At 36.5% G+C, this 23,660-nt stretch carries 21 protein-coding genes; 2 read left to right on the top strand and 19 right to left on the bottom strand.

Annotation, left to right across the window (positions count from 1 at the left end; translation table 11 throughout):
- Positions 1-2 precede the first annotated feature (2 nt).
- Both IC610_RS07880 and IC610_RS07885 read right to left on the bottom strand, forming a co-directional pair.
- Complete coding sequence (locus IC610_RS07880; RefSeq protein ID WP_191736099.1) at positions 3-1,175, bottom strand: outer membrane protein assembly factor BamB family protein; 1,173 nt, start codon at positions 1,173-1,175, stop codon at positions 3-5.
- Positions 1,176-1,454: 279 nt separating this feature from the next.
- The gene (locus IC610_RS07885; RefSeq protein WP_191736101.1) at positions 1,455-3,068 is read right to left on the bottom strand and encodes a WG repeat-containing protein; all 1,614 of its coding nucleotides are present in this window, start codon (positions 3,066-3,068) and stop codon (positions 1,455-1,457) included.
- A 377-nt stretch (positions 3,069-3,445) separates the two neighbouring features.
- Between IC610_RS07885 and IC610_RS07890 the strand changes: the two genes are divergently transcribed.
- A complete protein-coding gene (locus tag IC610_RS07890; RefSeq protein ID WP_191736103.1) occupies positions 3,446-3,937 on the top strand; it encodes a T9SS type A sorting domain-containing protein in 492 nt (163 codons plus the stop codon).
- Entirely contained in the window at positions 3,934-6,183 is a 2,250-nt protein-coding gene (locus IC610_RS07895; RefSeq protein ID WP_191736105.1) for a carbohydrate-binding domain-containing protein, read from the top strand. The genes IC610_RS07890 and IC610_RS07895 overlap by 4 nt, the downstream gene beginning before the upstream one ends.
- Positions 6,184-6,652: 469 nt before the next feature.
- Here the strand turns inward: IC610_RS07895 and IC610_RS07900 are convergent, their stop codons facing one another.
- From IC610_RS07900 to IC610_RS07975, 17 genes are all read right to left on the bottom strand, one after another.
- Positions 6,653-6,916 carry a hypothetical protein gene (locus IC610_RS07900; RefSeq protein ID WP_191736107.1) on the bottom strand — a complete coding sequence of 88 codons (264 nt, stop codon included), beginning with the start codon at positions 6,914-6,916 and terminating at the stop codon, positions 6,653-6,655.
- Between the two features lie 12 nt (positions 6,917-6,928).
- Entirely contained in the window at positions 6,929-7,573 is a 645-nt protein-coding gene (locus IC610_RS07905) for a pirin family protein (protein ID WP_191736109.1), read from the bottom strand.
- An 89-nt stretch (positions 7,574-7,662) separates the two neighbouring features.
- Complete coding sequence (locus tag IC610_RS07910; RefSeq protein WP_194698889.1) at positions 7,663-8,397, bottom strand: dioxygenase family protein; 735 nt, start codon at positions 8,395-8,397, stop codon at positions 7,663-7,665.
- A 268-nt stretch (positions 8,398-8,665) separates the two neighbouring features.
- Positions 8,666-9,340, bottom strand: coding sequence for a LytR/AlgR family response regulator transcription factor (locus IC610_RS07915; protein WP_191736111.1), 675 nt, complete (start codon positions 9,338-9,340; stop codon positions 8,666-8,668).
- A 2-nt stretch (positions 9,341-9,342) separates the two neighbouring features.
- Complete coding sequence (locus tag IC610_RS07920; RefSeq protein ID WP_191736113.1) at positions 9,343-10,479, bottom strand: sensor histidine kinase; 1,137 nt, start codon at positions 10,477-10,479, stop codon at positions 9,343-9,345.
- A gap of 218 nt (positions 10,480-10,697) precedes the next feature.
- The gene (locus tag IC610_RS07925; protein WP_191736115.1) at positions 10,698-11,246 is read right to left on the bottom strand and encodes a type 1 glutamine amidotransferase domain-containing protein; all 549 of its coding nucleotides are present in this window, start codon (positions 11,244-11,246) and stop codon (positions 10,698-10,700) included.
- A gap of 262 nt (positions 11,247-11,508) precedes the next feature.
- Positions 11,509-11,634 carry a hypothetical protein gene (locus IC610_RS20140; RefSeq protein WP_262891679.1) on the bottom strand — a complete coding sequence of 42 codons (126 nt, stop codon included), beginning with the start codon at positions 11,632-11,634 and terminating at the stop codon, positions 11,509-11,511.
- Between the two features lies 1 nt (position 11,635).
- A complete protein-coding gene (locus IC610_RS07930; protein WP_191736116.1) occupies positions 11,636-12,247 on the bottom strand; it encodes a hypothetical protein in 612 nt (203 codons plus the stop codon).
- 19 nt (positions 12,248-12,266) lie between these two features.
- Positions 12,267-13,799 carry a class I SAM-dependent DNA methyltransferase gene (locus IC610_RS07935; RefSeq protein WP_191736118.1) on the bottom strand — a complete coding sequence of 511 codons (1,533 nt, stop codon included), beginning with the start codon at positions 13,797-13,799 and terminating at the stop codon, positions 12,267-12,269.
- 14 nt (positions 13,800-13,813) lie between these two features.
- Entirely contained in the window at positions 13,814-14,650 is an 837-nt protein-coding gene (locus tag IC610_RS07940) for an HNH endonuclease (RefSeq protein ID WP_191736120.1), read from the bottom strand.
- Entirely contained in the window at positions 14,647-16,731 is a 2,085-nt protein-coding gene (locus IC610_RS07945) for an AAA family ATPase (RefSeq protein WP_191736122.1), read from the bottom strand. Before IC610_RS07945 ends, IC610_RS07940 begins: the two co-directional genes overlap by 4 nt.
- A complete protein-coding gene (locus IC610_RS07950; RefSeq protein ID WP_191736124.1) occupies positions 16,718-18,223 on the bottom strand; it encodes a restriction endonuclease subunit S in 1,506 nt (501 codons plus the stop codon). Before IC610_RS07950 ends, IC610_RS07945 begins: the two co-directional genes overlap by 14 nt.
- Positions 18,223-21,060, bottom strand: a complete 2,838-nt coding sequence (locus IC610_RS07955; protein ID WP_228462866.1) for a type I restriction endonuclease subunit R — start codon at positions 21,058-21,060, stop codon at positions 18,223-18,225. Before IC610_RS07955 ends, IC610_RS07950 begins: the two co-directional genes overlap by 1 nt.
- Before the next feature lie 109 nt (positions 21,061-21,169).
- Positions 21,170-21,811: a DUF6266 family protein gene (locus IC610_RS07960; RefSeq protein WP_191736127.1), complete on the bottom strand. Its 642-nt coding sequence runs from the start codon at positions 21,809-21,811 to the stop codon at positions 21,170-21,172.
- A 239-nt stretch (positions 21,812-22,050) separates the two neighbouring features.
- A complete protein-coding gene (locus IC610_RS07965; protein WP_191736129.1) occupies positions 22,051-22,314 on the bottom strand; it encodes a helix-turn-helix domain-containing protein in 264 nt (87 codons plus the stop codon).
- A 148-nt stretch (positions 22,315-22,462) separates the two neighbouring features.
- Positions 22,463-22,906, bottom strand: a complete 444-nt coding sequence (locus tag IC610_RS07970) for a carboxymuconolactone decarboxylase family protein (protein WP_191736131.1) — start codon at positions 22,904-22,906, stop codon at positions 22,463-22,465.
- A gap of 5 nt (positions 22,907-22,911) precedes the next feature.
- Positions 22,912-23,343: a DoxX family protein gene (locus IC610_RS07975; protein ID WP_191736133.1), complete on the bottom strand. Its 432-nt coding sequence runs from the start codon at positions 23,341-23,343 to the stop codon at positions 22,912-22,914.
- Between the last annotated feature and the right edge of the window lie 317 nt (positions 23,344-23,660).

A 23,660-nucleotide genomic window follows, 5' to 3' on the forward strand; every position in this document is an offset into this window, starting at 1 on the left:
AACTAATATTTTTTTTCTGCTTCTTTCGCTGCTTTTATTTTCTCGTGATTTGGCGGATCACATTTATAGTGCTCTCTGATGGCATCTTCACGCTGGATTTTTCTGTTGAGCTCTTCATCAGGTTCAAAATCCAGATGATACAGCTGTCCATCATTTCTGGAAATCAGCCAGATATTTCTGCCATCCAGGATAAGCTGGTGTGGTTGCCAGTTAATTAAATAAACATCTCGAAGTACTTTTTCTTTTTTGGTGTCATAATGAACTAAATGATTCTGAAAAACAAACCACAGTTTTTCATTTTCCGAACTTACAATTGCTGACAGAGCTTCGTTTTCATACTCTTCCGGCGGAACAATTGTTTCTAAATTAATCTGTAATTTCACCTTTCCGTTTTTCCCGATAGCGGTTAAATAGTTTTCGCTTAAAAGAAAAGTACAGTTCTGATTTTTTTCGATTTTAAATTCAGAATTCCCCAGTTTATTCGTCTGCAACCATTCTCTGGTGATTGGCGTCTGATCGTGACTGAGAAAATGAAACTTTTTTGCAGCCACCTTTTTTTCGTCTACATACATTGAAATTTCAGATTTATACTTTAAAAAATTTCCGTCGTAATCTATCTCAAACCACAAGTCGTCTTCCACATTGGCTATAATTCTATCATCTGAGAAAACAGGCTGAACCTCAGCTCCGAAGTTGATGTTTTTCTGCCACAGTACTGAATTGGTTTTTAAGTCATAAGCCATAAGTTTTCCGCCGTCTGCCATCACAGTTGTGTACATTACAGAATTCTTAAAGTATGGTTGGGTAGAAATGGACTGAAAATCTAATTCCCTGACTGTTTCCCCAGTAGAAATGTCATATTGATGCACTTTTCGGCCGTTTCCATCATAATTTCCGTAGAAGAATGAATTTTCAAAAATGTACGGAGCTGCATCGGAGCGCCAGCCGATTTTTCTTTCCCACATCACTGTATTTTTTTCTTTATTAATTCCATGAAGGGAATAATTATCAGCGTTGAAAATAACGGTATTGCCTGACATTGCTAACGAACCTTTAAAAGATGTATTTTCCTTTTTATCTAAATCAAAATCAGACCGATAAATCTGTGTCTGCGGAAACACCGACGCTGCGAAAATGATAGGCAGGAATTTTAAACTTTTAAAAATATTGAACATGCGAAAAGGATTATTTAAAGATCAGCGTTTAACTAATAATATTTGTTTATCTAAATTTAAAACTTTGCTATCTGTAATACTATTGAAACTATCAGAACAAAAGTTATTGCGGATTTTACTGAAACAGCTTTTAAAGATTTAAAATCCCAAAACCTTTTAAAAAAGATCACTCAATTGTTAAACTATATAATTACAAATGTTTGAAATTCCGGCACCGTGTTTCAATCCTTTGAAAGAATGGTTAACTGTCGGAATATCAGCAATCCTGTTTCTTACATTTTATAGATCAGGCTCACTTACTCTGTTCCCTTTTTTATCAAAGTAAGATATTACATCGCCAAGTGTAGCTTTGATAATCGTATAATCACTCACGACGTCGATTTTATCATATTTTGGTTCGAGTATGGTGTTTCCTGACAGATCAAGCAATCCGAATTGATCAGCAATAGCTGTGAGCCGGACGTCAAACTGAGGTTCACCTATAAACTGGTATAAAGGTGAAACTATGAAATCACCATTTTTGCTCATGAGTCCGTACTTATTCATGTAGATTACGATAGCTAATCCTGAATTAAAATTTTCGACCATCTGAATATCACTCGATCCTTTGTATGACACTGTTTTTTTGGTACCGGAAGGATACAGAATGTGGAATTTGTTTTCAGAAAAAACCACAGCAACGCCATCACTGAAAGATTTTGCACTGTCAAACTGCGGATGTGCAAGCTCCTTTCCCAAAAGGTCAATAAAGCCATACTTACTGCCCATTTTTGTCATAACAAATCCGTTACCGCCATTTTTTGATATTGAATCATAGACAGGTGCAAGAATTTCATTTTTATCAGCATCATACATTCCGTACTTCCCATCCTTTACAACAATGCTGTTCTCATTGCCTCCGTAAGTAGAATTTACTTCAGAAAATTCGTGGGGAAGCACAGTTTTTCCGTTTTTATCAATAATTCCGTATTTATTATCTTTCTTCGCCCAGTATTTTGTAGATCTATCTATCGTAATGTCATCATACAGCGGCTCAATTACTACTTTGCCGGTTGTCATTTCAATAATACCCATTTTATCATTCAGCCAGACCGGAATTTTTCCATCCATTATGTGTCTTCCCATTTCCTCGTAAGGCAGATCTCTGATTATTTTTCCTGTCCTGTCTATCATTTTCATCTTTTTATCCAACATGATCAGTGCCACACCATTGTGAAAAGAACTTGCCCGTTCATACATAATCGGAATAACAATTTTCCCTGCCTTATCAATATAGCCGTGTTTCCCGTCTAAACTTACTGCCATAAGGCCTTCGGCAAAGATTTTATTTCCGCCATCATAGATATAGGGCGTTATCTCTTCAGATCCCAAACCTATATAAGCTACTTTACCATAATCTTTGTGAGTCATTCCTACACTGTTTCCACGGTAAATGATGTTATCGTATTTAAAATCGATTAAAGTCTTTCCGTTAACGTCAACCACACCAAATTTTTCCTGTCCTTTTAAAGAAGCAACCGCACCTCCGTCTGTAAAAGACGACAGATATCTGTAGTTAAAGATCTTTTCTGTTCCGTTCACATCGATTATCCCATACACTCCATCCTCTCTCTGTGCAGGAGCAATTCCATCTTTAAAATTGTTAATAAATTTATAGATGGGCTTCACCTTGGTTTTTCCTTTAGAATCTATTATTCCGTATTTATCTCCTGTTTTAACTTTGTACAGATTCCCTTCATTTTTCGAGTAAGAATGATAAATGGCTGGTGTAAGTAACTTTCCGGACTGATCCTTAAAGCCAAATTTCCCTTCTGAAGTGTAAGGAATTAAATCCTGCGCTTTCAAAATCTGTAGTACAAGCAGCAGTGTTGAAAAAATAAATTTTCTTTTCATTTTAAATTGTTTAGCCGTTTTTTTTTTAATATTTTACTGAAAGTTAAAGTGAAAATTTCCTCAAAAGAAAAAGGCAAGCCCCGGTTACTATCTGACAAAGCACTATCACCAACTTTCAACGGTGAAATATAGTAAAGTTTAGAATGCAGAAAAATCACCCTTTTGCGGTAGTTTTTAATTTGACTTCAGTTTCTCATTCTGAATTTTTTTTTATATTCTTTAAAAGTTTACAAGAAATAATCTTTATAAAAAAAAAATCCCGTTCAACAAAAGCTTCAGTGCTTTATTAGTTCTTCACCGACACATTTCATCTGTTTACCTCAAAATATTTTTTGCTTAAACAGCAGAAATTATATTTGTTAAGTAAAAATCTAACAATGAAAAATTTCAATTTTTTAAGCTCACTTTTTGCGGTCTGCATGGTGTTGCTCAGCACCTTTTTATTTGGGCAGACCACCGTGAAAGTCACCTATTACACAGGATCGACTCAGGATTATACGATAGCAACCAGCGGGAAATTATACTTCTCGGGAAGCAATCTCCTGCTGAAAACCACCTCAACGGCAACTGATGTCTCAATTCCTACCAATATTATCAGGAAAATAACTTTCGCATCCGGAAATCTTGCCACACAGGAAATAGGAAGAAATACTTCTAATATTAAACTTTACCCCAACCCTTCTGCAGATTTTGTAAAAATTTCTTCTGATAAAAAGCAGAAAATGAATGTTAAAATATATTCTTCTACTGGAAAACTGGTTTTAAAAGGAATTTTCCTACCTGATGAAGACATCAATATTCGCAACCTGAGTGCAGGATTTTATTTGGTACAGGTTGACCAGACAACACTTAAAATGATCAAGAAATGAGAAAGCAGTTTTACATTATCATCGCATTTTTATCAGCATTTGCATTGAAGGCACAGCAGACTATTGTGGTACATAATTCGGGAAACAATATGTTTGCGTCTTCCACTTCAGCTGTAGACAGTATTAAGCTTGATGCCAATTATTCTAAATTCAAATTATCAGGAAACACAACCATTTTAGATATTCCCAAAACAGCAGTCGACAGCATTACATTCACCTCAAACACTGTCAACCTCACAAAAATTTATATTATTTATAAAGGGACAGAAAACGCAACAATCATTAATCCTTATGCTAATCAGGGAGTTAACATTACAGCAACAGGAGGAAATGTACAGGTAGTTTCAACTTCCACCGTCAGCAACCTTGAATACAATTTGTTGGGTACCAGCGCCTCAGGAAATTTAACGATGAGCTCTACTCTTCCTGCACAATTTGTTATGAATAATCTTAATCTGACGAATTCTGCCGGTCCGGCAATCAACATCACCGGAGGTCAGATTCATACTTTTTTATCTCAGGCCAATACAACCAATTCTCTTACCGACGGCTCAACGAGTACCAAAAACGGAACGCTTCAGACGGACGGAAAAATTATTTTTTCCGGTACAGGAATTTTAAATCTTACGGGGATTAAAAAACACGGCGTCTCCACCTCAGCAGGAATTGAAGTGCAAAGCGGAACAGTGAAAGTAATCTCAGCTGCATCAGACGGATTTCATTCTGAAGGATTCACAATGACGAACGGAACATTGAATATCACAGCTACAGCAGATGCAATTGATGCTGGTGACAATGCGGTTTCCATTACGGGAGGAAGTATTATTGCAGCTCTTTCTTCAGCAGATGTAAAAGGTATAAAAACAGGAACTTCCACGATCAATATTTCCGGTGGTACAATCAACCTTACTCTCACGGGAGCTCAGTCTAAAGCCATCAGCGCAAAAGGAAATATCACCTTTGGCGGCGGAATTACAACGGCGAATCTTTCCGGAGCTGCAGTTCTTACAGCATCAGGAAGCGGTTTTGATCCTTCCTACTCTACCGCTATAAAAACAGATACAAATGTCATCATCAACAGCGGGACTTTAAATTTAAATTTAGCTTCCACTGCCAATGGAGGAAAAGGGATTTCTGCAGATCAAAACATTACTATCAGCGGTGGTGCTGTCACGATCACTACAGCTGGAAACGGAGCTACTTTTACCAATACTACAGGCGTTTTAGATTCTTATTCATCATCTGCTGTTTCTGCCGACGGAAATCTTCTGATCAACGCAGGTACAGTGACAACTACCAGCTCAGGAACCGGAGGAAAAGGTTTAAAAGCAGACGGAACCGTAACAATTGGCAGTACGACGGGAAGTCCAACCTTAAATATCACGACAACAGGAGCGAGATTTTTAGTTTCAGGAACAGATTATAGCCATCCGAAAACATTGGTTGCCACGGGAGCCATCACAATCAACAACGGACTGAATAAATTTACATCAACAGATGACGGAATCCATTCAGACACTTCGATCACCGTAAACGGAGGAAATAATACCGTATCGGCTATCTCTGCAACTTCGGGTGTTGGTGAAGGCGTGGAAGCACCGATTATTACTTTTGCGGGCGGTGTGAACAATATAACAGCTTCCAATGACGGCATCAATGCCACATACGGAACAGTTTCCGGCGGAACAGAGGCCAATGACAACAGCCATTTGTACATCACAGGCGGTATTGTAATCGTTGCAGGAAGTGACGCCATCGACAGCAACGGAAATATCACCATCACCGGAGGCACCACCATCGTTAACGGTCCGACGAGTCAGCCGGAAGAAGGCATCGACTATAACGGAACTTTCCTTATGAACGGTGGAATTCTGATTTCAGCGGGATCCAATGCCAATATGACGAAAGCAATGAGTACAGCTTCAACGCAGGTGGGAATGTACCTGAAATCAAGTGCACAACTGGCAGCGACTTCAGTTTTTCACATTGAAAATGCGGCAGGCACAGAAATGGTTACTTTCAAACCAAAGAACAGCGTTTACTATTTCCATTTTTCAAGGCCGAACCTTGCTCAGGGAACGAGCTACAAAGTTTATTTCGGAGGCACTTACACAGGCGGAAGCTATGTTGGCGGAAGCACAGGATGGGGTTTATACACAGGAGGAACTTATTCTACGAGCGGAGGAACTTTAAAAAGTACGTTTACCACTTCATCTACGGCAAAAGTAAATACGGTTTCATTTTAAAAGAAATATTTTTAAACAATTTCAAAAACCTCTCAGTTTGTTAGCTGGGAGGTTTTGTTTTCTTTCGCTTTAAAAGTCAAAAATTCACAAAAGAAAAACACATCAACCATGCTCAGTTTGACGTCTCTAATACTATTTGTTTTACGTATTCGTATTATCTAAATGTACTTTTAATTTAAATTAAACCTGAAAAAGTATCAATGTAAATTGCTTCGAATAAACAGTAATTATTTTCTTAATTATCCTTCGTCAAGCTTAAAATGACATCTCTGTTACCGAGTGTTTTCAACATCTAAATTTTGCAACGTCAGTTTTAGAAAAACAAAAAACTTTTAAAGAATATTTATTTCAATATCTGAATAAAAATAAGAAGAAAACATAACAAGTTTATACATAAAAAACAGGACAGTTTCCAAGCTGTCCTGATCCTAAACCATCCTCAATGAAAAAAAAATCTTCCCAGATTTACTTAATTAACTATAATTTCTCTCTTTTCTGTGAATTCACCTTTAGAATTTTCAATGGTGATTTTAGCTGTATATTTTCCTGAATTCAATTGATTTCCTGATATGATAATATTCTGTTTTCCGGCCGAAAGACGCTGATGATCGATTACAGAGAGCATTTTTCGTCCTTCTTTTTCATAAAGGTCAATACTTACAGATGATTTTTCATCTAGAACAATCGGAAAAACGGTTTCCTGGCGAAAGGGATTATGACTGTTTTTTTTCAATTTAAAACTTATTCAGATTTCAAAAAACAATAACAGAGCATTTTCACTTAGAGCTTCAAACTCCAAGGTTTCAATATCTTCCAGCCAAACAGCATCCCGATTTTCCAGTAATCTGTTCTTAAACTCAAAAGCGCCGTTGATTACGATTCCAAAAACCGATCTGTCTGACTGATTAACTACATACGAATCTTCTTTTCTTCCATCGTATAACCCGATGAAATTCGGATAATCAAAATCTTCAGCCATCGGAATCAACGTGTTTTTACAATCAATATTCAAATCTTTGAGACTGAAAGAATTATCGTGCTTTCTGGATTTCAATTCTATAATTAAGACATCAGCTTTTTCGTTTTCAAGATTATTTTTAATGGTTAAACTGTCGGTTTCCGTAGACTTTAAAGTAAAAACCTTGTGTGCAGACACCTGCTTTTTAAAATCACTGATTAAAATTTCACCATACAAAACCAAAATCATCACTGCGCAGTTTGCCTTGTATTGAAAACAGAATTTCCCATTTTCATCTATCACAATTTCCGATACTTTTCTGAGACTAGAATCCTCATTTTCAGGAAAAATCTCTCTGATCCGGCAAGAATTTTCTACTTTCCAAACGGCAAAATCTGACTTAAATATTTTTGAAGGTGTCTGAATTAACATAATTTAAAAAAATTAAAGCGATAAATGAATTACTTCTGCATCATTCATTTCATCATCATTTACCGCTTATTAAAATGAAATTACCAAATCTAAACTGATACTTTTATGGTGTGCGTCAATGCAAAACCTCCGCTCACTGTTCCTGTAACTGCAGACATTTCGTTGGAAGTTCCGTCACTGAACACATTGTCATTTGAATTGTAAGTATAACCGCTCAGTCCTTTGTATCCGGTGCTTGCAGCTACCAAAGCTACTGCACTGTCATTTCCTTCCGGAAAAGCAATCTGAGTCACCAAAAGCGACTGTCCTGCTGCATTATACACATGAACGTGGATATGAGTAGCCCTGCCATTGTACCATCCAGGAAAAATTGATGTAAAATTCACTTTTCCATTGGCATCTGTGGTTTGTCGGCCTCTCAAAAAATGAGCTGAAGCATAATTGGTTGACTGCATTCCGGTTCCGCCATATTCTGAGTAGTTTCCGTCTTTGTCGCAATGCCAGATGTCTACAATAGCACCCTGCAGATTTGCACAGTTGGCATTGACATTCTGAACTGTAATTGCAATGGTAAAGGGCACTCCTGTACGGTCACTCACAATATTGGTCTGCACCAGTCCTGAAGGTGATTTTGTAGGAAACGGCCCTTCTGTTTCAGAGTTGGTTACGGCACATGCAGTAGAAATGCTGTTATTGATAATACCTGTCACCGCATCTTCATCTTCATCATCTTTTCTGCAAAACATCAAAACGGGTGCAGCCACTGCGGCAACACCTGCCATTCCTAAAGTTTTTAAAAAACTTTTTCTGTCGATTGTTTTCATTTTCCTCATTTTTCTTACATCAAAAGTATTTTCAAATCGTCAGGCAGAAAAATTTATGAGGTGAACGGAAAAAATGTGTCGGTTAATGACGGTAATTTACGAGACGTTAAGAATATTCTCCGTGTTTTCCATTTAATTATTTAGAGGTATTTGCCCGCATGAATACAATTTAAAGACAAATAATTATATACTTTAAGGATAGAAAATGCAAAATCAATGAGTTGCTGAAACGTTTCAAAATTGAAGAAAAAACCAGATATAGAAATGCTTATTTATTCAGAATTTTCATCACTTCCTCTTTATACGTCTCGCCTATCGGTATTATAAAATCTGAAATGTGAATGTTTTTGTTGACAATCGTTTTAATATCACGCACGGGAACGATGAAAGAACGGTGAACACGCACAAAGTCTTTCCCAGAAAGCTTTTCAAGGATACTTTTCATAGACGAGCGGGCGGTAATTTTTGTAGAATCTTTCAAATGGATCTGTATATAATCGTCTAAGCCCTCAATCAGCTGAATGTCGTGAAAATTGATTTTATGAAGCTTATAATCTGCCCGAATAGAAAGATGTTTCACATCATGATTTTCCTGATTTAATTTGATTTTTTCTACTGCCGCTTTAAATCTTTCAAAAGAAAAAGGTTTGAGAAGATAATCTACCGCATTGATACTGAAAGCGTCCACCGCATATTCTGAAAAAGCTGTCGTGAAAATTACTCTTGTATTCTGAGAAATATCTTTATAGAAGTCCAGACCATTTTTTGCAGGCATTTCGATATCCAGAAATATCAAATCTACCGGAAATTTATTCAGATATTTCTGAGCATCACTCTGTCTGTTGAAAGTTTTTTCCAGAGACAGATTTTCAATTTTTTCTGCGTAGTTCTCAATGATTTTCAGGGCAAGAATTTCGTCATCCAAAGCAATGGCTCTAATCATTTTCAATTTAAATTTATAGTTAAATCCACCTTATAAGTAGTTTCGGTTTCATCAATTCTAATACTGTGTTTTCCGGAATATACCTGATTTAACTGGTCGAAAGTGTTTTTTAAACCAACTTTTAAACTGTCTTCACCGGTAATATTTGCTGTGACAATGTTATTAAAAACCGTGAAGTTCAAAATAGATTCCTGCACAATTATTTTCAGTTCTATTTTAGAATTTTCTTCAGCATTAAAACCATACTTAAAGGCATTTTCAACAAAATTAATCAGAATAAATGGGGCTATTTTTAAATCTTTCAGATCACCAATTTCTGTGTAGGAAAAATCTAAACTGCTGTCTGTTCGCAATAACTTGAGTGCGATGTAATCTTTTATGTAATCAATTTCTTTGTTTAAATCTACAAAATCTTTACTGCTTTCCTGAACGACATATCGCATAACATTGGAAAGCTTGAGTATTCCATTAGGTGCATCGTCCGATTTCAGCAGAGAAAGTGAATAAATAGAATTGAGAATATTAAATAAAAAGTGAGGCTGCAGCTGATACTTCAGATTTAAAAGATCAGATTTGGCCTTCAATTTTTCAAGTTCGCGCTGCTCATTGGATTTATAAATAAAAAACGAAGATAAAAATGAAAACAAAAACGGTAGAATTGATGTGAAGATTTTCTTGGGTAAGGTATTGTCTTTTTTAGCCCCCATCTGTTCGGGGTGTGGTCTGTTTTCGGGAAATTGCGGAGGAATGTTATTTCTAAATCTATCGTTCTCAGGAGGTCTCCGCATTTCCATTTCTTTTTGGGGGCTGCCATCATTGGTTCCCTGATGATTCGGAACTAACGAAAATGGTAAAAATACAACCACAGCATAACTCAAAACCACCATTGCTGAAAAAGCAAGAATTTTCTTTCTGCTGAAAAGTTTCGGAAGCAAAACCAGAGAATTCAGATAAAAAAAAGCGATGACCAAGACAAACCTCAAAAAATCTCTCTGAAAAGGTTCGGAATTAAATAATGAAAGCGTGCCATCAAAATCCGGCGATGAGATCACAGGAATTGCCAGTAAAAGTATGATCAGAAATATATTCGTAAAAATCTTTTTACGGTCTGCCCTTTGGTTGAATGTGCTGTTTCTCATATTATAATACAAACTAAAGATAGTTATTTTATCGTTTTAAATACAGGTTTTTTTGACAGCGACTTGTGTGCCGTTGGATTTGAGATTTTGTAAAAGCCGTTGTTGTGTTACATCATTTCTACAAATTGGAGGAACCGAATAGAATTTCGGGGTCATCCCATAAAAAAAACCGATGCCCATTGCTGAACACCGATTTAAAAGTATAAAAAGGCATTGTGTTAGACAGTCTGTCCACTGTGTTTTCCTTCATTCACCTCCTCAACCAATTTGGCATTGAAGGCTGGAAGGTCTTCCGGTGTACGGCTGGTTACCAGACCCTGATCCACAACTACTTCGCTGTCTTCCCAGTTGGCTCCTGCATTTTTCAGGTCTGCACTGATGTTTTTTACTGAAGTCAGTTTTCTTCCTTCCACTACCTCAGCATTGATGAGAATCTGAGGACCATGGCAGATGGCTGCTACCGGTTTGTGCTGCTGAAAGAAATCTTTTACGAAACTTAATGCAGAATCGTTGACCCGCAGTTTATCAGGATTGATCACGCCTCCAGGCAATACCAGTGCATCATAATCAGAAGCTGAAACCTCATCTAAAGTTTTATCTACAGGATATTCCTTACCCCAGTCTTTCTCTGCCCATGCCTTGATGCTTCCACTCTCCGGACTGATGATGTGAGCCGTCCAGCCCTGTTGTTCGATATGTTCTTTAGGAGAACTCAATTCACTTTCCTCGAAACCGTGTGTCGCCAGAATGGCAATTTTCTTTGACATAATATTATTTTTTTGGTGTTAATGCCATTACTTAAGAAAATATAATGCCGAGGAAGTTATTGTGGTATTTAAAAAGTGTTAAAAGAAAGGATGGGTGTGGGAGCAATCTTTAAATTGACTGCCAATTGTTCTGTTAGAAACAAAAGTGTACGATGAGTTTGTATGCATGCTATCTTTCTGAGCTAGTTTCTACATCCAACTTTTATTCAGCTCCTCTCTACTATACTATTTAGCATCGTCGAGGAAACGACATTGAATATGACTATTTAGTTTTAGGTGGTTTTAGATTAGCTGGTGCAACTGTTATTCTGCCTGTAGTTATTGTTCCAATTGGATTTACATCTTTAGGAACAGCTGGCACAATTGGTTTAATATTCTTATCAGTCATATTATTTTGTTTTAGGTGGTTTTACTACTGCTGGTTGTGGGGCAACTCGCCCCTTTTGATCTTGTGAACGTTCAGGATTTCCTTGAGTTGTCTTCGGAGGACTCTGTGGTTTATGATTTTTTTCTGCCAAGGTATTTAAATTTAAAGTTAAAAATAAAATTAATAAAATTGTTCCAACAATTATTGATCTTAAGGACGTCCAGTTTAAATATCCAACATTGCGATTTCTTTTTTTAAAATTAGGCCATAACTTCTCATCTTGCAAATCTATCTCAGTAATTGTTTTATAATTATTTTGAATTGCTACATGATGAGATAAAAGATTTGAAAGCAAACATATAATAAAGAGACAAGTACCCACCACAAGCATCCACTGATGTTTATAGATGATATTCTTTTCTATTAATTTACTCAATAATGTTAAACCTATAAATAAGCCCCCACTTCCAAAAATGTTTAAATATTTTTCAAAATCATCCTCACTTTTCTCTTTAATCTTACAGATATCATTTCTAAAGCTTTTCCAATAATCAGCAGAGTCATCAGGATAGATTAGTTTTCCAAATTTATCAGGATAATAATCGTTAGTCCCATTATATTTTTCAGGAATCATAAAAATATTTTTTTAACGATTACACACTAATCTCCTCACTCTTCTCCAGCTCACTCACAATCTCTCTGAAACTTGCCAATCCTGCCTCAATATTATCAATAATCTCCAGTGCCAGAACATCAGGATCTGGTAAGTTATCCAAATCTGTTAAGCTTTGATCTTTAACCCAAAAGATATCCAGACTGGTTTTATCTCTTGCAATAATTTCGTCATAACTATATTTTCTCCAGCGACCGTCTGGGTTTTCTTCGCTCCAGGTTTCTTTTCTTTTGTTAATGTTGGAAGAATTGTAGCATGCTACAAAATCCGATAAGTCAGATTCTGCCAACGGCTTTTTCTTAAGGGTGTGATGAACGTTGGTTCTGTAATCATAAAACCAAACTTCTTTTGTCCATGCCTCTTTATTTGCGGGTTTGTTATTAAAGAATAAAACATTTGCCTTTACACCATTGGCATAGAAAATACCTGTAGGCAAGCGTAGAATCGTATGTAGTTCTGTTGTTTTTAAAAGTTGCTTTCTGATTTCCTCTCCGGCTCCGCCTTCAAACAAAACATTGTCAGGTAACACAACTGCCGCTTCTCCATCAATCTTCATCAACGATTTAATATGCTGCAAAAAGTTCAGCTGCTTATTGCTCGTTGTTTCCCAAAAATCCTGACGGTTGTAGCTGATATCTTCTTTCTCAATATCTCCATCTTCATTGGTAACCGTCATTCCGCTTTTTTTACCGAATGGTGGATTGGCTAAAATATAATCGTAAGTCTGACTTTCAGCTGCAATCAGTGCATCGTTTGATTTTACCAAAGGCTCTGCATCTATTTCTCCGATACCGTGAAGATACAAATTCATCAGACACATTCTACGAGTGCTGGCTACAATTTCATTGCCGTGAAAAGTACTGTTCTTTAAGAACATCTTTTCGTCTTTATCCAGTTTATTGTTTTCGGTAAGCCAGTCGTAAGCTGCCAAAAAGAAACCGCCAGAACCGCACGCCGGATCTATTACCGTTTTCAAAGGTTTTGGCTGTACACAGGCTACCATTGTTCTGATTAATGCTCTTGGTGTAAAGTATTGCCCTGCACCTGATTTGGTATCTTCGGCATTCTTTTCCAGTAAACCTTCGTAGATGGTTCCTTTCACATCAGCACCCATTAAACTCCAGTCTTCTTTGCCAATCATAGTGATGATGCGCTGCAGATTAGACGGGTCCTGTATTTTATTTTGGCTCTTCACATAGATTTGCCCCAACATCCCTTTTTCTGTACCTAGTGAACGCAATGCCTGGATATAAAAAGACTCCAGTTCAGCACCGTTTTTTGAAACTAAGTTCTCCCACGAACAAACTTCTGCTCCTTCCACTTCTTTACCTTCAACATCTTTTAATCTTGGTAGTTTCAGGTTTCTGTTGTAAGGTGGTTTATTTAATTCATCCACCATTTTAAGAAATAGCAGATAGGTGATTTGTTCAAGATAATCTCCATACCCAACTCCATCGTGGCGCATTACATTCGCCAGGTTCCATATTTTTGATACTATTGCTGCTTCTGTCATTTTAATTTTTTATGCTAACACGTTAAAAGATCCTTTACATTTTGAGACATACACTGGAACATAATAGATTTCCAGTAATTTATACCATAATCATCTGCGAAATTTTTTTCCCTTCTTTGCAACTGGACTTCTATTTGTTGCAAAGTAAGCCCGTCATTAAAATTCCCATCCTTCATAATTTTTATTTCTGTTGAAAGTAATGTGTTACATTTTTGCTCATACTGATCTAATAACTTTAAATCTTCAAAGTGCCAACTTACTATTTGAAAACTATCATCATCTAAATTCTGTGGTTTTACTAAGGACAAATTTATAATTGGTGTACTTTCGATGATTCTTAAACTAGCAAACAAAAATTGCTCTTCAAAAAAATTATCATTGTAAAAATGTATAAATCTTCTCCTGTAACTATCTCTCCACTTAATATCTTTTATATTATTGCAGCTATAACAACACGGTATTAAATTTTTCACTAAAAAAGAATATTCTGGAAATTCATCTTTCCCAATATAATGATCCAAAGTTTTGGGAGCTTCTAGCAAGCAATATGGGCACAAAGTTTTTAAAACATCTGGTTGACTGGACAAAATAGATGATTTAATCGGAATTCCTGTTTTAGTTAAACTAGAATAACACCCCTGCAGATGTTTTTTTTCTTCAACTTCCGCAGCAGAAAACTCTGAAAATTGTTTGGCCTCTAATTCATCAAATCTAAATAAATATTGATTATAGCAAGATTCAACTCTTGTTTTAATCGTTGTCAAAACAGCTTTACTAGGATTATACTTTTCCGTAACTATTGTTGCAAAAGTATCATATTCATTCTCCCCTATGTACACACACTTCATCATAAGTTTGATCCCATTTTAGATAAAAGATAAATACGAGCATTTAAACTCAAACCATGCTGAAATAAATCATTTATTTCATCGAAGGATTTATTTTGTTCAATAAATTGGTCTAGCTGAGTTTTGTACAATTCTTTTTCTTCATCTACTTTAAAAATAGTGTTACTTATTTCTGATAAATTTTCACCGAAACATTCGATTACTGGAGCATAAATTAGTGGACTATTTTCAATACGGTCGAAAATTCTAATATATTTTGATTGCATTTCTTGAACCACTATTGGAGAGTGGGTAGCAAGTATGCAAAAAGACTTATATTCATCTAAAATAAAATTAATCGTACGAATTAAACGACCCGTTATATTAGGATGTAAATGCGTTTCGGGTTCATCAAATATTAAAATTGAATTATTTTCAATACATTCTATTAATCGTGTGACAAACTGGAATATGATGTTTTGACCTGAACTGAATATACTCTCCGTCTGAGCAATAAATTTTTTTCGTTGACTTACATTTTTCAGATCACTTAGTGAAAAATCTAAATAATCTGTTTCTAAAGAACTTTTTATACACTTATACCATAATTCACTTTTAATCGGATCTTTTGCAATTTGTTTATACGATTGCCAAATTTTTGATGAATTGAAATCTTGATTAATAGTTCCATTATCATCTTTAATCCCAATAAATTCGTAATTCGTATCCTGCTTTTCTGGAAGTTTAAATTTATCAAAATAACTAAAGGATGCTGCAATAACTTTTACGAAATTTGGTCGGTTAGGAATAAATTCTCCAACTTCATTGTTGTCCGCTAATTTATTTGCTAGATAAGACAAATATTTTGTTTTCCCTGTCGCATTTTTTCCAACGATGCAATAAAATCTACTGCTGGTTGATTTAGAATCTTCGATTATAAATTTGACTTCGTGGTCATTAAATGCATTTCCCACTCTACATTTAAATGTAAAATCATAACTAATGTCTCTAATTCTATCAGTTAAAATTTTTGATAAATTTTCAAGAATGTATTCTGACTCCGAGCTTCTTAAGAAAGATTTCTGAAAAATTTCTAACTCATAATATTTATTTAGAATCGACCTATCATTAGCAACATCGTTAAGTGCTTTTAAAATATCTCGAAATATTACTGGGAAGATCTCAGTTAATTTCTCATAATAATCAATGTCAGCACCTAAAGAAAAGTAATTACCTTCTAACATTTCGAAGTTAACTGGAAGGTCAATACTTTTGTCTATATCATTTCCAATTTTTATGGTACCAATATCAATTTTAAAATTTGGACTGTAGTAGAGATCAAAACTAAATGTTGTTGAGTAACCATAATCATCCCAATTATTTTTATGGAAAGTTATAACTGGATATTTAGTAGAATAGGTTAATTTGTCAAATCCTCGCGGAGCAATTCTAAAATGGATTTCTTCAATTACAACATTTCGATTATTCCATACATTTTCAGTGCGTATTTGAATAGGAAAACTTTGTATTTTTATAATCTGTTGTGCTACCTCATAGTTAAATCTTTGTGATGTATTAAGTTCATAAAACTCCACTTCCATCATATAAAAATCTCTCGTTAATAATGCATGGTCAAGCATCAAATCCCTGATTTGACTATCTCCATTTGCCGCATTAATTAGCTGGTCACTTTTTATTTTTCCTATTGCTCGTACAACAAAACCTTCGATAATCAATATCAAGTCATTTTTTTTATATTGACCATCTTTTTTGAAACCGTAAACGATCTTTTTTTTCTTCAATAGATCATAAGAGTTTTTATTAGTATATGGAACATTACATGATAATTTCCATATGTCGTTACGTCGCTCTACAATAAACTCAAGCCTTTCAAAAAGTTCGATAACATCTATTATATCATATAAAAAATCCACATCATGATATTCATTTCTTATAGCTTCTAGTGCTATAGCTCTAAGAGGATAAAAGTTATTTTCGTGTACTACATCATACATCCCCTCATCGTCTTCAATAAATTTGATACTATTATATCGTTTTATTGCTTTAAGAATATGATCTCTTTTTATACTATCAAATTGAAGCATAATCTATTTTTTTTATTTTGTCCGCTTTTATTCGCTCCAGCAATACACTCGCAGGTTCATAGTCTGCAGCTTGTTTACATTCTGCCAATTCCTGTGCGGTTAGTAAATTACCTTCAAATGCTTTTTTAAGAATGCTTTGGCGCAAAGCTTCTGCTTTTTCTAAACTTTCTTTGATGTTTTGTTCTATGGAATCACAAACAGATAAACGGGATTCGATTTGTTTGACTATTTGTGATTGCTCTAAAAATGAACAATAAGGAATTGGCCAATTTCTCAATTCTGTAAGCCCAATAAAAGGTTGTGCTCCTCCTTTTGACTTTTTTAATATTATTTCTAGTCCACCAGTAAACTGAAAGAAGTAAAGAAAATATTTATTTACCTGTATTTGTTCAAAAAATTTAAAGAGTGCTACATTTTTAATGCTAAAAACAATATCAGTTTTTACAATGGTACAAGTTCCCCTATTATGACCAATCATAGCCATAATTATATCATTTCTTTTCACATTGGAACGTGCAAAAAACTTTTGATGGTCTAAATTTGAAATAAATTGAATATTATCAAATGTTATGTCATCGTTTTTAATATTCTTTTGCGTAACAAACGGAATACCTTTCTCTTGATACTTAGGTGTGTCGTGTGTACCATCCTTAACTTCGAATATCAAATTTTCTAATCTATCCCAAATCCAATTAGTTGGAATTTCAAACAAATCATCTATAAACTCTTCCTTCGTAATTTGATTTAATAGTTTTGATAGTTTTGGCTTTACAGGCTTTCTTTCTGAATCTCCATTTTTTTCCCAATCAGAGATTGCCATTTGCCATTCCTCCAATTGAATTTGATAATAATTTTCTCGTTCATTATTAATTAATTTTAATAATTCATTATTACCTGGGAGATTATTCTGTTTATTTCTCCACTCCTTCGTCAACTCCCCTTCAAAAGCCTTTTTCAAAACCGCTTGCCTGTAAATTTTTAATTGCTGTTGTGCTTTTTTTAAATCGGCAATACCGGCATCTAAACTGCCAAATAAACTTTCTAATTTTTTAACAATGGCTCGTTGTTCGGGAAGTGGTGGTAAGGGAATTTTTTGATTTCTTAAAATATCACCTGAAATAGCTCTAAATGTAGTCCCAGTACCTTTGCTATCGAGTTCTTGTTCAATAGCTTTTAAATAAAAAAGTATGAAATCTTGACACAAATCATATTCAAGTGCTGCAAGACCTCTACCAATACCACATTTTTCAAATGCAACGTTTGTTGAACCTACGGGAGCTCTTACTGATAATAAAATCGAATCAGCATTTGCAATCTTTTTAGGCTTTGCACACCAAACTCTTGGAATGGGATATTTACTTGTAAATTCAGCTTTACCTTGGAAAAAAGGCAATCCTATTTTTTGATTATTACAATCAGTTGATAACGGAGATTGACCTAATGTTATCTTGCAAACCTCACCTAAACTTGATTCTATCCAATCTTCTCTCATTATGCAGCTAATGCTTCATTTAATTCATTAATAATACTATCCATTTCGTTACCAAATAATTGGTACATCTTTCCTCTTCCGCCTTTGCTGTCAAACGGATTATAATCTAAATCATCTAGTTCAATATGGTAAGAACTTACAATGTGGTCTTTTATCATTCGCAGCCATTCCATTTGCTCAGTGCTAAAGCGGTTGTGCTGTCCGGCATTTTGTGCAAAAATCCAACGCTTAAAATTCTCGTCTATGGTTTTATCAAAGGGTTTCAGTTCTTCATCTATGCCACACACTTTTCTAATCAAAGAAACCAATGCCGTCAGTTCATCTTTCGGGCAATCGCTTTTCACTTCTTCTATACCCGCATAGGCATTCCAAACGTGAGCCGGAGCCAACAGCGGTTTTTCCAGTTTCAGTTTGTCCATAACTTCTTTTATCATTTTAAAAGTAATGTTGCGGCGGTTATAAGGCTGGTCGTAGAAAATACTCAGCGCCTGTATCTCGTCTTTATTGGCTTTCAGGTATTCACTGAAATCGTTAATCAGGGCTTTGGCTTTGTCCACCGATTCTGTGTCCCATTCTGCTTTGGTCACTTCATCCAGATTAATGTGGTCAATAATCTGGTCGTGCTGTTTGCGCACATTATCAATATGGTCGTTCAGTTTACCGTTAAAGGTGAGTGATGCCGTTTTCAGCAAAGCTTCCTGCGCTTCTGCTCTGGCCTCTGCTTCTTTGGCAGGCGTACGTTCATCAACCTGGATCTGTGCAATAATGGCATTTGCTTTATCGGCAATGACATCGTCATCAAAAGCCTCAATTAATTCACGGGTCATCTGCTTTAGACTTTTCCCTTTTGCCAGTTCCTGTATCTTCTCTTTTTCAGCATCGGTTAGTTGTTTTTCCAGACGGATAAGTCGGTTTGCCAATGAAAGATACACGTCTTCTTCCTGCACACCCATTGTTACGGCCTGCAACAAATCTTTCAAGGGAATAGTTGGCTGTCGCTCCAACGGTCGGCTGTCGGTTTTTTTAGATTTGGTGGCACCTACTGCATCCACAATCACGAAGTGTGTTTTAGCATCGGCAGTTTTGGTTACCAGTTTTAATTTATCGGCAGGAATGGTACGCGTACCACGTCCTTTCATCTGTTCAAAATAATTGATGCTTCTCACATCCCGCATAAACAGCAACACTTCCAGAGGTTTCACATCGGTTCCGGTCGCAATCATATCTACCGTTACGGCAATACGCGGATAGTAGTCGTTTCTAAAACGGTTCAGCACCGATTTCGGGTCTTCTTCTATTTTATAGGTTACCTTTTTGCAGAAGTCATTGCCTTCGTCAAATACTTCTCTGATCATGTTGATGATGTCATCGGCGTGGCTGTCGGTTTTGGCAAAGACCAAAGTTTTAGGCACTTCATATTCACCGTTTTCATCAAAACGATTCGGGAAAATATCCTTTCTCAAGGCATCTCTATAAGCCGTAATAATCGTTCTGATTTGGCTGATGTTGACAACCTTCTTATCTAAATCATTTCGCAGATAAGTGGTGTCTTCATCTTCCTGTTGCCAGCGTTTGGCTCTTGATAATTTATCTCTTCTGTCCACAAACCAACCTTTCTCTATCAAAGCTCCTTTGGTGGAAATATCGGTTTCTATTAAATAAACATCGTAAGGAACGTTCACGCCGTCAATCACCGATTCTTCGTATGTATATTGGCTGACTACATTTTCATTAAAGAAACCAAAGGTTCTTTTATCGGGCGTTGCAGTTAAGCCCACCAAAAAAGCATCATAATAATCTAATACCTGTTTCCAAAGATTGTAGATAGAACGGTGACATTCATCAATAATAATAAAATCAAACTGCTCAATAGGAACTTTTGGATTGTAGGCAACCGGAATGGCATCTTTTTTTGCCAACTGTTTTTCTATCCACGATGAATTTTCATTGGGATTGATTACATCTTCATCCTCCTCCATTTCTTCACCCTGCAAAATAGAATACATCCGCTGAATAGTAGAAATACAAACCTGACTTTCATCGGCGATATAGCTCGACGTCAATCTTTGTACGTTATACAACTCTGTAAACTTCCGGTTATCATCCTGTGGCTGATACGCTCTGAACTCCTGCTCAGCTTGCTCTCCTAAGTTTTTGGTATCCACTAAAAACAGGATGCGTTTAGCCTTTGCAAATTTAAGCAAGCGGTAAATAAAAGTGGCTGCTGTAAAGGTTTTACCTGCACCGGTCGCCATTTGAATTAATGCTTTTGGTCGGTTGCCTTTAAAAGATTTCTCCAAATTATTAATGGCAATAATCTGCGCCGGACGCAAATTCGTCTCATCCAACACCGGATAATCAGCAAACCTTCCTCTTAAACTTTTTTCTCTCTTTGACCATTCCAATAAAGTCTCCGGCTTATGAAAACTGAAAACATTTCTGCCCCGAGGCTTTGGGTCGGTATAATCGGTAAATCGGGTAACAACACCCGTGCTTTCGTAAATGTATTTTAATCCTTCTGTATTCTTGAAAAACTTCAGGTCAGCCGTTGCATATTCTTTTGACTGCTCTTCAACAACGGTAAGCCGATGTCCTTCATCTTCCTTTTTGGCTTCTATCAATCCCAAAGGTTTTTGATTGACAAACAGAACATAATCTGCAGGGCCGACACTGGTTTGGTATTCACGAATAGCTACACCCATTCCAACACTGAAATCAATATTATTCTTTGATTGTACATGCCAACCAGCCTGTTGCAACATTGCATCGATCTGGTCGCGGGCTTTTTGCTCTGGGTTTTGATTAGGTTGAGTCAAAGTTTTTTTTAGTTTTTTCAAATATAAACAAAATTCTATTGTCCCCTTTACGGGAATCCCCATATTTGGAAATATCAGATTATATTTTAAATCTAAAAAAAATCTCCACCTTTTCAGATGGAGAAATTTCTTACAGCAATGTCACCGTACCGAGATACGGACTGTTGCTCGCGGTGGTCTGCGCTTCATTGGTGAAGAAGACCCAGACCTGGACGTCTTTGCCGGAATAGAAAGACGAGAGGGTAACCGAGGCGGTGCCTGATGTGCGGGTAGCGACATTTTCGAAGATCTCAAAAGCGGCGGTCTCCTCGCACCAGCATACTACAGAAGCCTGATCCGTGGCACTGGCATTGCCCTGACTTGAATTGTCGTCCCACGTAAATTCAATAACCTGATTGGGCTCTGCAGAACTCAGAACATTCTGAAAACCTGCCAGCTCACCTTTGGTAATCATCACCTTCGTGTACACAAGCGATGGAATACCTGCGTTGACGCTGATGCACTCTTTCATGGTGTACGACTGTGCCATGTTGGTGCGTGATTTTGTTCCCTGCTTGCTTCCGAAAAACTGGTTCTGAATGCCTTTCAGCGGCTGCAGAAATGCCGTCACCAGTTTGAAAATCATCTGCTGCTGCAGCTGTTTTTCTGTAGGCGGTTTAGATGACTTTTTCGGCAGGCTTCGGATGACGTCCATACCTCTGTAGGTAGTTCCTACTACTGTTCCCACTTTTCCTCTGTATCCTCCAAGGATACCTTTGTTAAATGTAGCCATTTTTATCTGTTTTTAATGGTTAATGACCCAAAGTTAAAACACAATACCTTCACTGCAACCGCCTCCGACAAAAGTAAACTGTTCTGAAAGGTATTGAATGATTTTGAACGGTTAGAAGAGTTTTAGCTTCGGAATGATTTGGGTTTTGTTCGGGTTTCGTTCGGGAAAACGGTACTTTTTCCGAACCAAACCCAAAGCGATCCCGAAGAAAAGCAAAAGACGGGGCACAAAAAAAGCCTTCAGGAATTGAAGGCATTGTTGAAGAATGATTTCGGGTAGTAAATTTTTCCGCCAATTTTTCTGTAGGGAATTTTACCGCTTATCCGCAGCCGGTACAGAGCGGTATCTCCTAGTTTTAGAATTCTCTTTGCATCAGCCTGATCAATGAGTTCTTCATCCCGGGATGCTTTTTGTTTGAGCGCATCCCTGATTTCACAAAGGGTCTGCAGGATGGCGGCCAAATAATCAATCACAATCGCCATCGGATTTTGTTCTTTTTTCATAAAATAAATGTTTTTGTGTTTTTTTTTGACTGGTGTGAAATCAATCCTTAACTGTAAATATAAAACACAAAAACAACAGAACGCCTCCGTAAAAATACGGAAATTGCCCCGTATTTTTACGGAGGCAATTCCTGATATTTCCAAACTTCTACCCTCCTACCGGCAGATGTGTAGAGATCGCAATCCTGTTCCACATATTGATAGAGACTGCTGCCATAATAATATCGGCAATCTGGCTTTCACTGAACAAAGCTTTTGCTTTCTGATAAGTTTCTTCTGAAAGTCCTTTCTGGCTGATCAAAGTAATTTCTTCGGCAATAGCGATGATGATCTGCTCTTCTTCGGTGTAAAGTTCAGTTGCCTCTCTCCAAGCGTTGAGAAGGAAGATACGCTGTGGTGTTTCACCGTATTTCAGGGCATCTTTGGTGTGCATGTCGAGACAGAAGGCACATCCGTTGATCTGTGATGCTCTGATTTTAATCAGTTCTTTCTGAATAGGACTTAAAAAAGAGTTCTGAAGGGCAGCCTCCATTCCTATTCCTGCTTTGTAAGCGGCACTGTGTACAGTTGCCATGTTGAATCTTGCGCTCATAACTGTTATGATTTTTTAATTAATGTATCTACTGAATATTTATAATCTGACTGTACTGCGAGTATAAAAGCGGCCGCAGAACCTATCCATACTGAATAATCCAATGGTGCTTTTACTCCCAAAGCTACGCTCATTGAGAGAGCGAAAATCAAAAGCAGAAAACCTGTTCCCAGAGCTGCCCATTTTGTTTTAAATCCGAAAATCAGCATCAGCGGAAAAAGTATTTCTAAAAATGTAGCTGCGTAAGCTGAAAAACCTCCCACGCTTTCAGGAAGAAAAGAGGTCAACTGCCGTGTGTATTTTTCAAAGTTTTCCCAGTTGCCCCATGCGGAATTTTCACCCCAAAAACCGAAACGGTCTGCGACTGCTGAAAGCATAGTTATCGACAAAGCAAGTCTTAACAATAACTGTGGAAGATAATTGAACGTATTATTCATTGTTTTTATTTACAGGACAAAGGTCAGAATATCTCAACTTAAAAATCTTAAACTGGTTTAAGAAAGCGTAGAATCTTTAAATTTGGTTGAAAGCTTTAGTATAACTTGGAACCATTAAGTTAATTAAATGGTTAAGTTTTTTTACGAATCTGCAAGGCTGATTTATGGTAGCGCAATGCGTAATTAAATTTTCATTAAGATCATGTTAGCATTTGAAATTTGTTTTCCCCAGCCTTAAAGGGCGCAAATTTCAATTCACTGGAATTTCTCCAGTCAAAAATCCGGTTTTGGAGACGTTTCAAGTTTTTGAGCAATCA

This window comes from Chryseobacterium caseinilyticum (assembly GCF_014837145.1).
Lineage (GTDB): Bacteria > Bacteroidota > Bacteroidia > Flavobacteriales > Weeksellaceae > Chryseobacterium > Chryseobacterium caseinilyticum.

What these genes read in the sequence shown, in the direction of transcription:
- IC610_RS07880 (WP_191736099.1), bottom strand. Translation starts at nt 1,175, where the DNA reads ATGTTCAATATTTTTAAAAGTTTAAAATTCCTGCCTATCATTTTCGCA.
- IC610_RS07885 (WP_191736101.1), bottom strand. Translation starts at nt 3,068, where the DNA reads ATGAAAAGAAAATTTATTTTTTCAACACTGCTGCTTGTACTACAGATT.
- IC610_RS07890 (WP_191736103.1), top strand. Translation starts at nt 3,446, where the DNA reads ATGAAAAATTTCAATTTTTTAAGCTCACTTTTTGCGGTCTGCATGGTG.
- IC610_RS07895 (WP_191736105.1), top strand. Translation starts at nt 3,934, where the DNA reads ATGAGAAAGCAGTTTTACATTATCATCGCATTTTTATCAGCATTTGCA.
- IC610_RS07905 (WP_191736109.1), bottom strand. Translation starts at nt 7,573, where the DNA reads ATGTTAATTCAGACACCTTCAAAAATATTTAAGTCAGATTTTGCCGTT.
- IC610_RS07910 (WP_194698889.1), bottom strand. Translation starts at nt 8,397, where the DNA reads ATGAAAACAATCGACAGAAAAAGTTTTTTAAAAACTTTAGGAATGGCA.
- IC610_RS07915 (WP_191736111.1), bottom strand. Translation starts at nt 9,340, where the DNA reads ATGATTAGAGCCATTGCTTTGGATGACGAAATTCTTGCCCTGAAAATC.
- IC610_RS07920 (WP_191736113.1), bottom strand. Translation starts at nt 10,479, where the DNA reads ATGAGAAACAGCACATTCAACCAAAGGGCAGACCGTAAAAAGATTTTT.
- IC610_RS07925 (WP_191736115.1), bottom strand. Translation starts at nt 11,246, where the DNA reads ATGTCAAAGAAAATTGCCATTCTGGCGACACACGGTTTCGAGGAAAGT.
- IC610_RS20140 (WP_262891679.1), bottom strand. Translation starts at nt 11,634, where the DNA reads ATGACTGATAAGAATATTAAACCAATTGTGCCAGCTGTTCCTAAAGAT.
- IC610_RS07930 (WP_191736116.1), bottom strand. Translation starts at nt 12,247, where the DNA reads ATGATTCCTGAAAAATATAATGGGACTAACGATTATTATCCTGATAAA.
- IC610_RS07935 (WP_191736118.1), bottom strand. Translation starts at nt 13,799, where the DNA reads ATGACAGAAGCAGCAATAGTATCAAAAATATGGAACCTGGCGAATGTA.
- IC610_RS07940 (WP_191736120.1), bottom strand. Translation starts at nt 14,650, where the DNA reads ATGATGAAGTGTGTGTACATAGGGGAGAATGAATATGATACTTTTGCA.
- IC610_RS07945 (WP_191736122.1), bottom strand. Translation starts at nt 16,731, where the DNA reads ATGCTTCAATTTGATAGTATAAAAAGAGATCATATTCTTAAAGCAATA.
- IC610_RS07950 (WP_191736124.1), bottom strand. Translation starts at nt 18,223, where the DNA reads ATGAGAGAAGATTGGATAGAATCAAGTTTAGGTGAGGTTTGCAAGATA.
- IC610_RS07960 (WP_191736127.1), bottom strand. Translation starts at nt 21,811, where the DNA reads ATGGCTACATTTAACAAAGGTATCCTTGGAGGATACAGAGGAAAAGTG.
- IC610_RS07965 (WP_191736129.1), bottom strand. Translation starts at nt 22,314, where the DNA reads ATGAAAAAAGAACAAAATCCGATGGCGATTGTGATTGATTATTTGGCC.
- IC610_RS07970 (WP_191736131.1), bottom strand. Translation starts at nt 22,906, where the DNA reads ATGAGCGCAAGATTCAACATGGCAACTGTACACAGTGCCGCTTACAAA.
- IC610_RS07975 (WP_191736133.1), bottom strand. Translation starts at nt 23,343, where the DNA reads ATGAATAATACGTTCAATTATCTTCCACAGTTATTGTTAAGACTTGCT.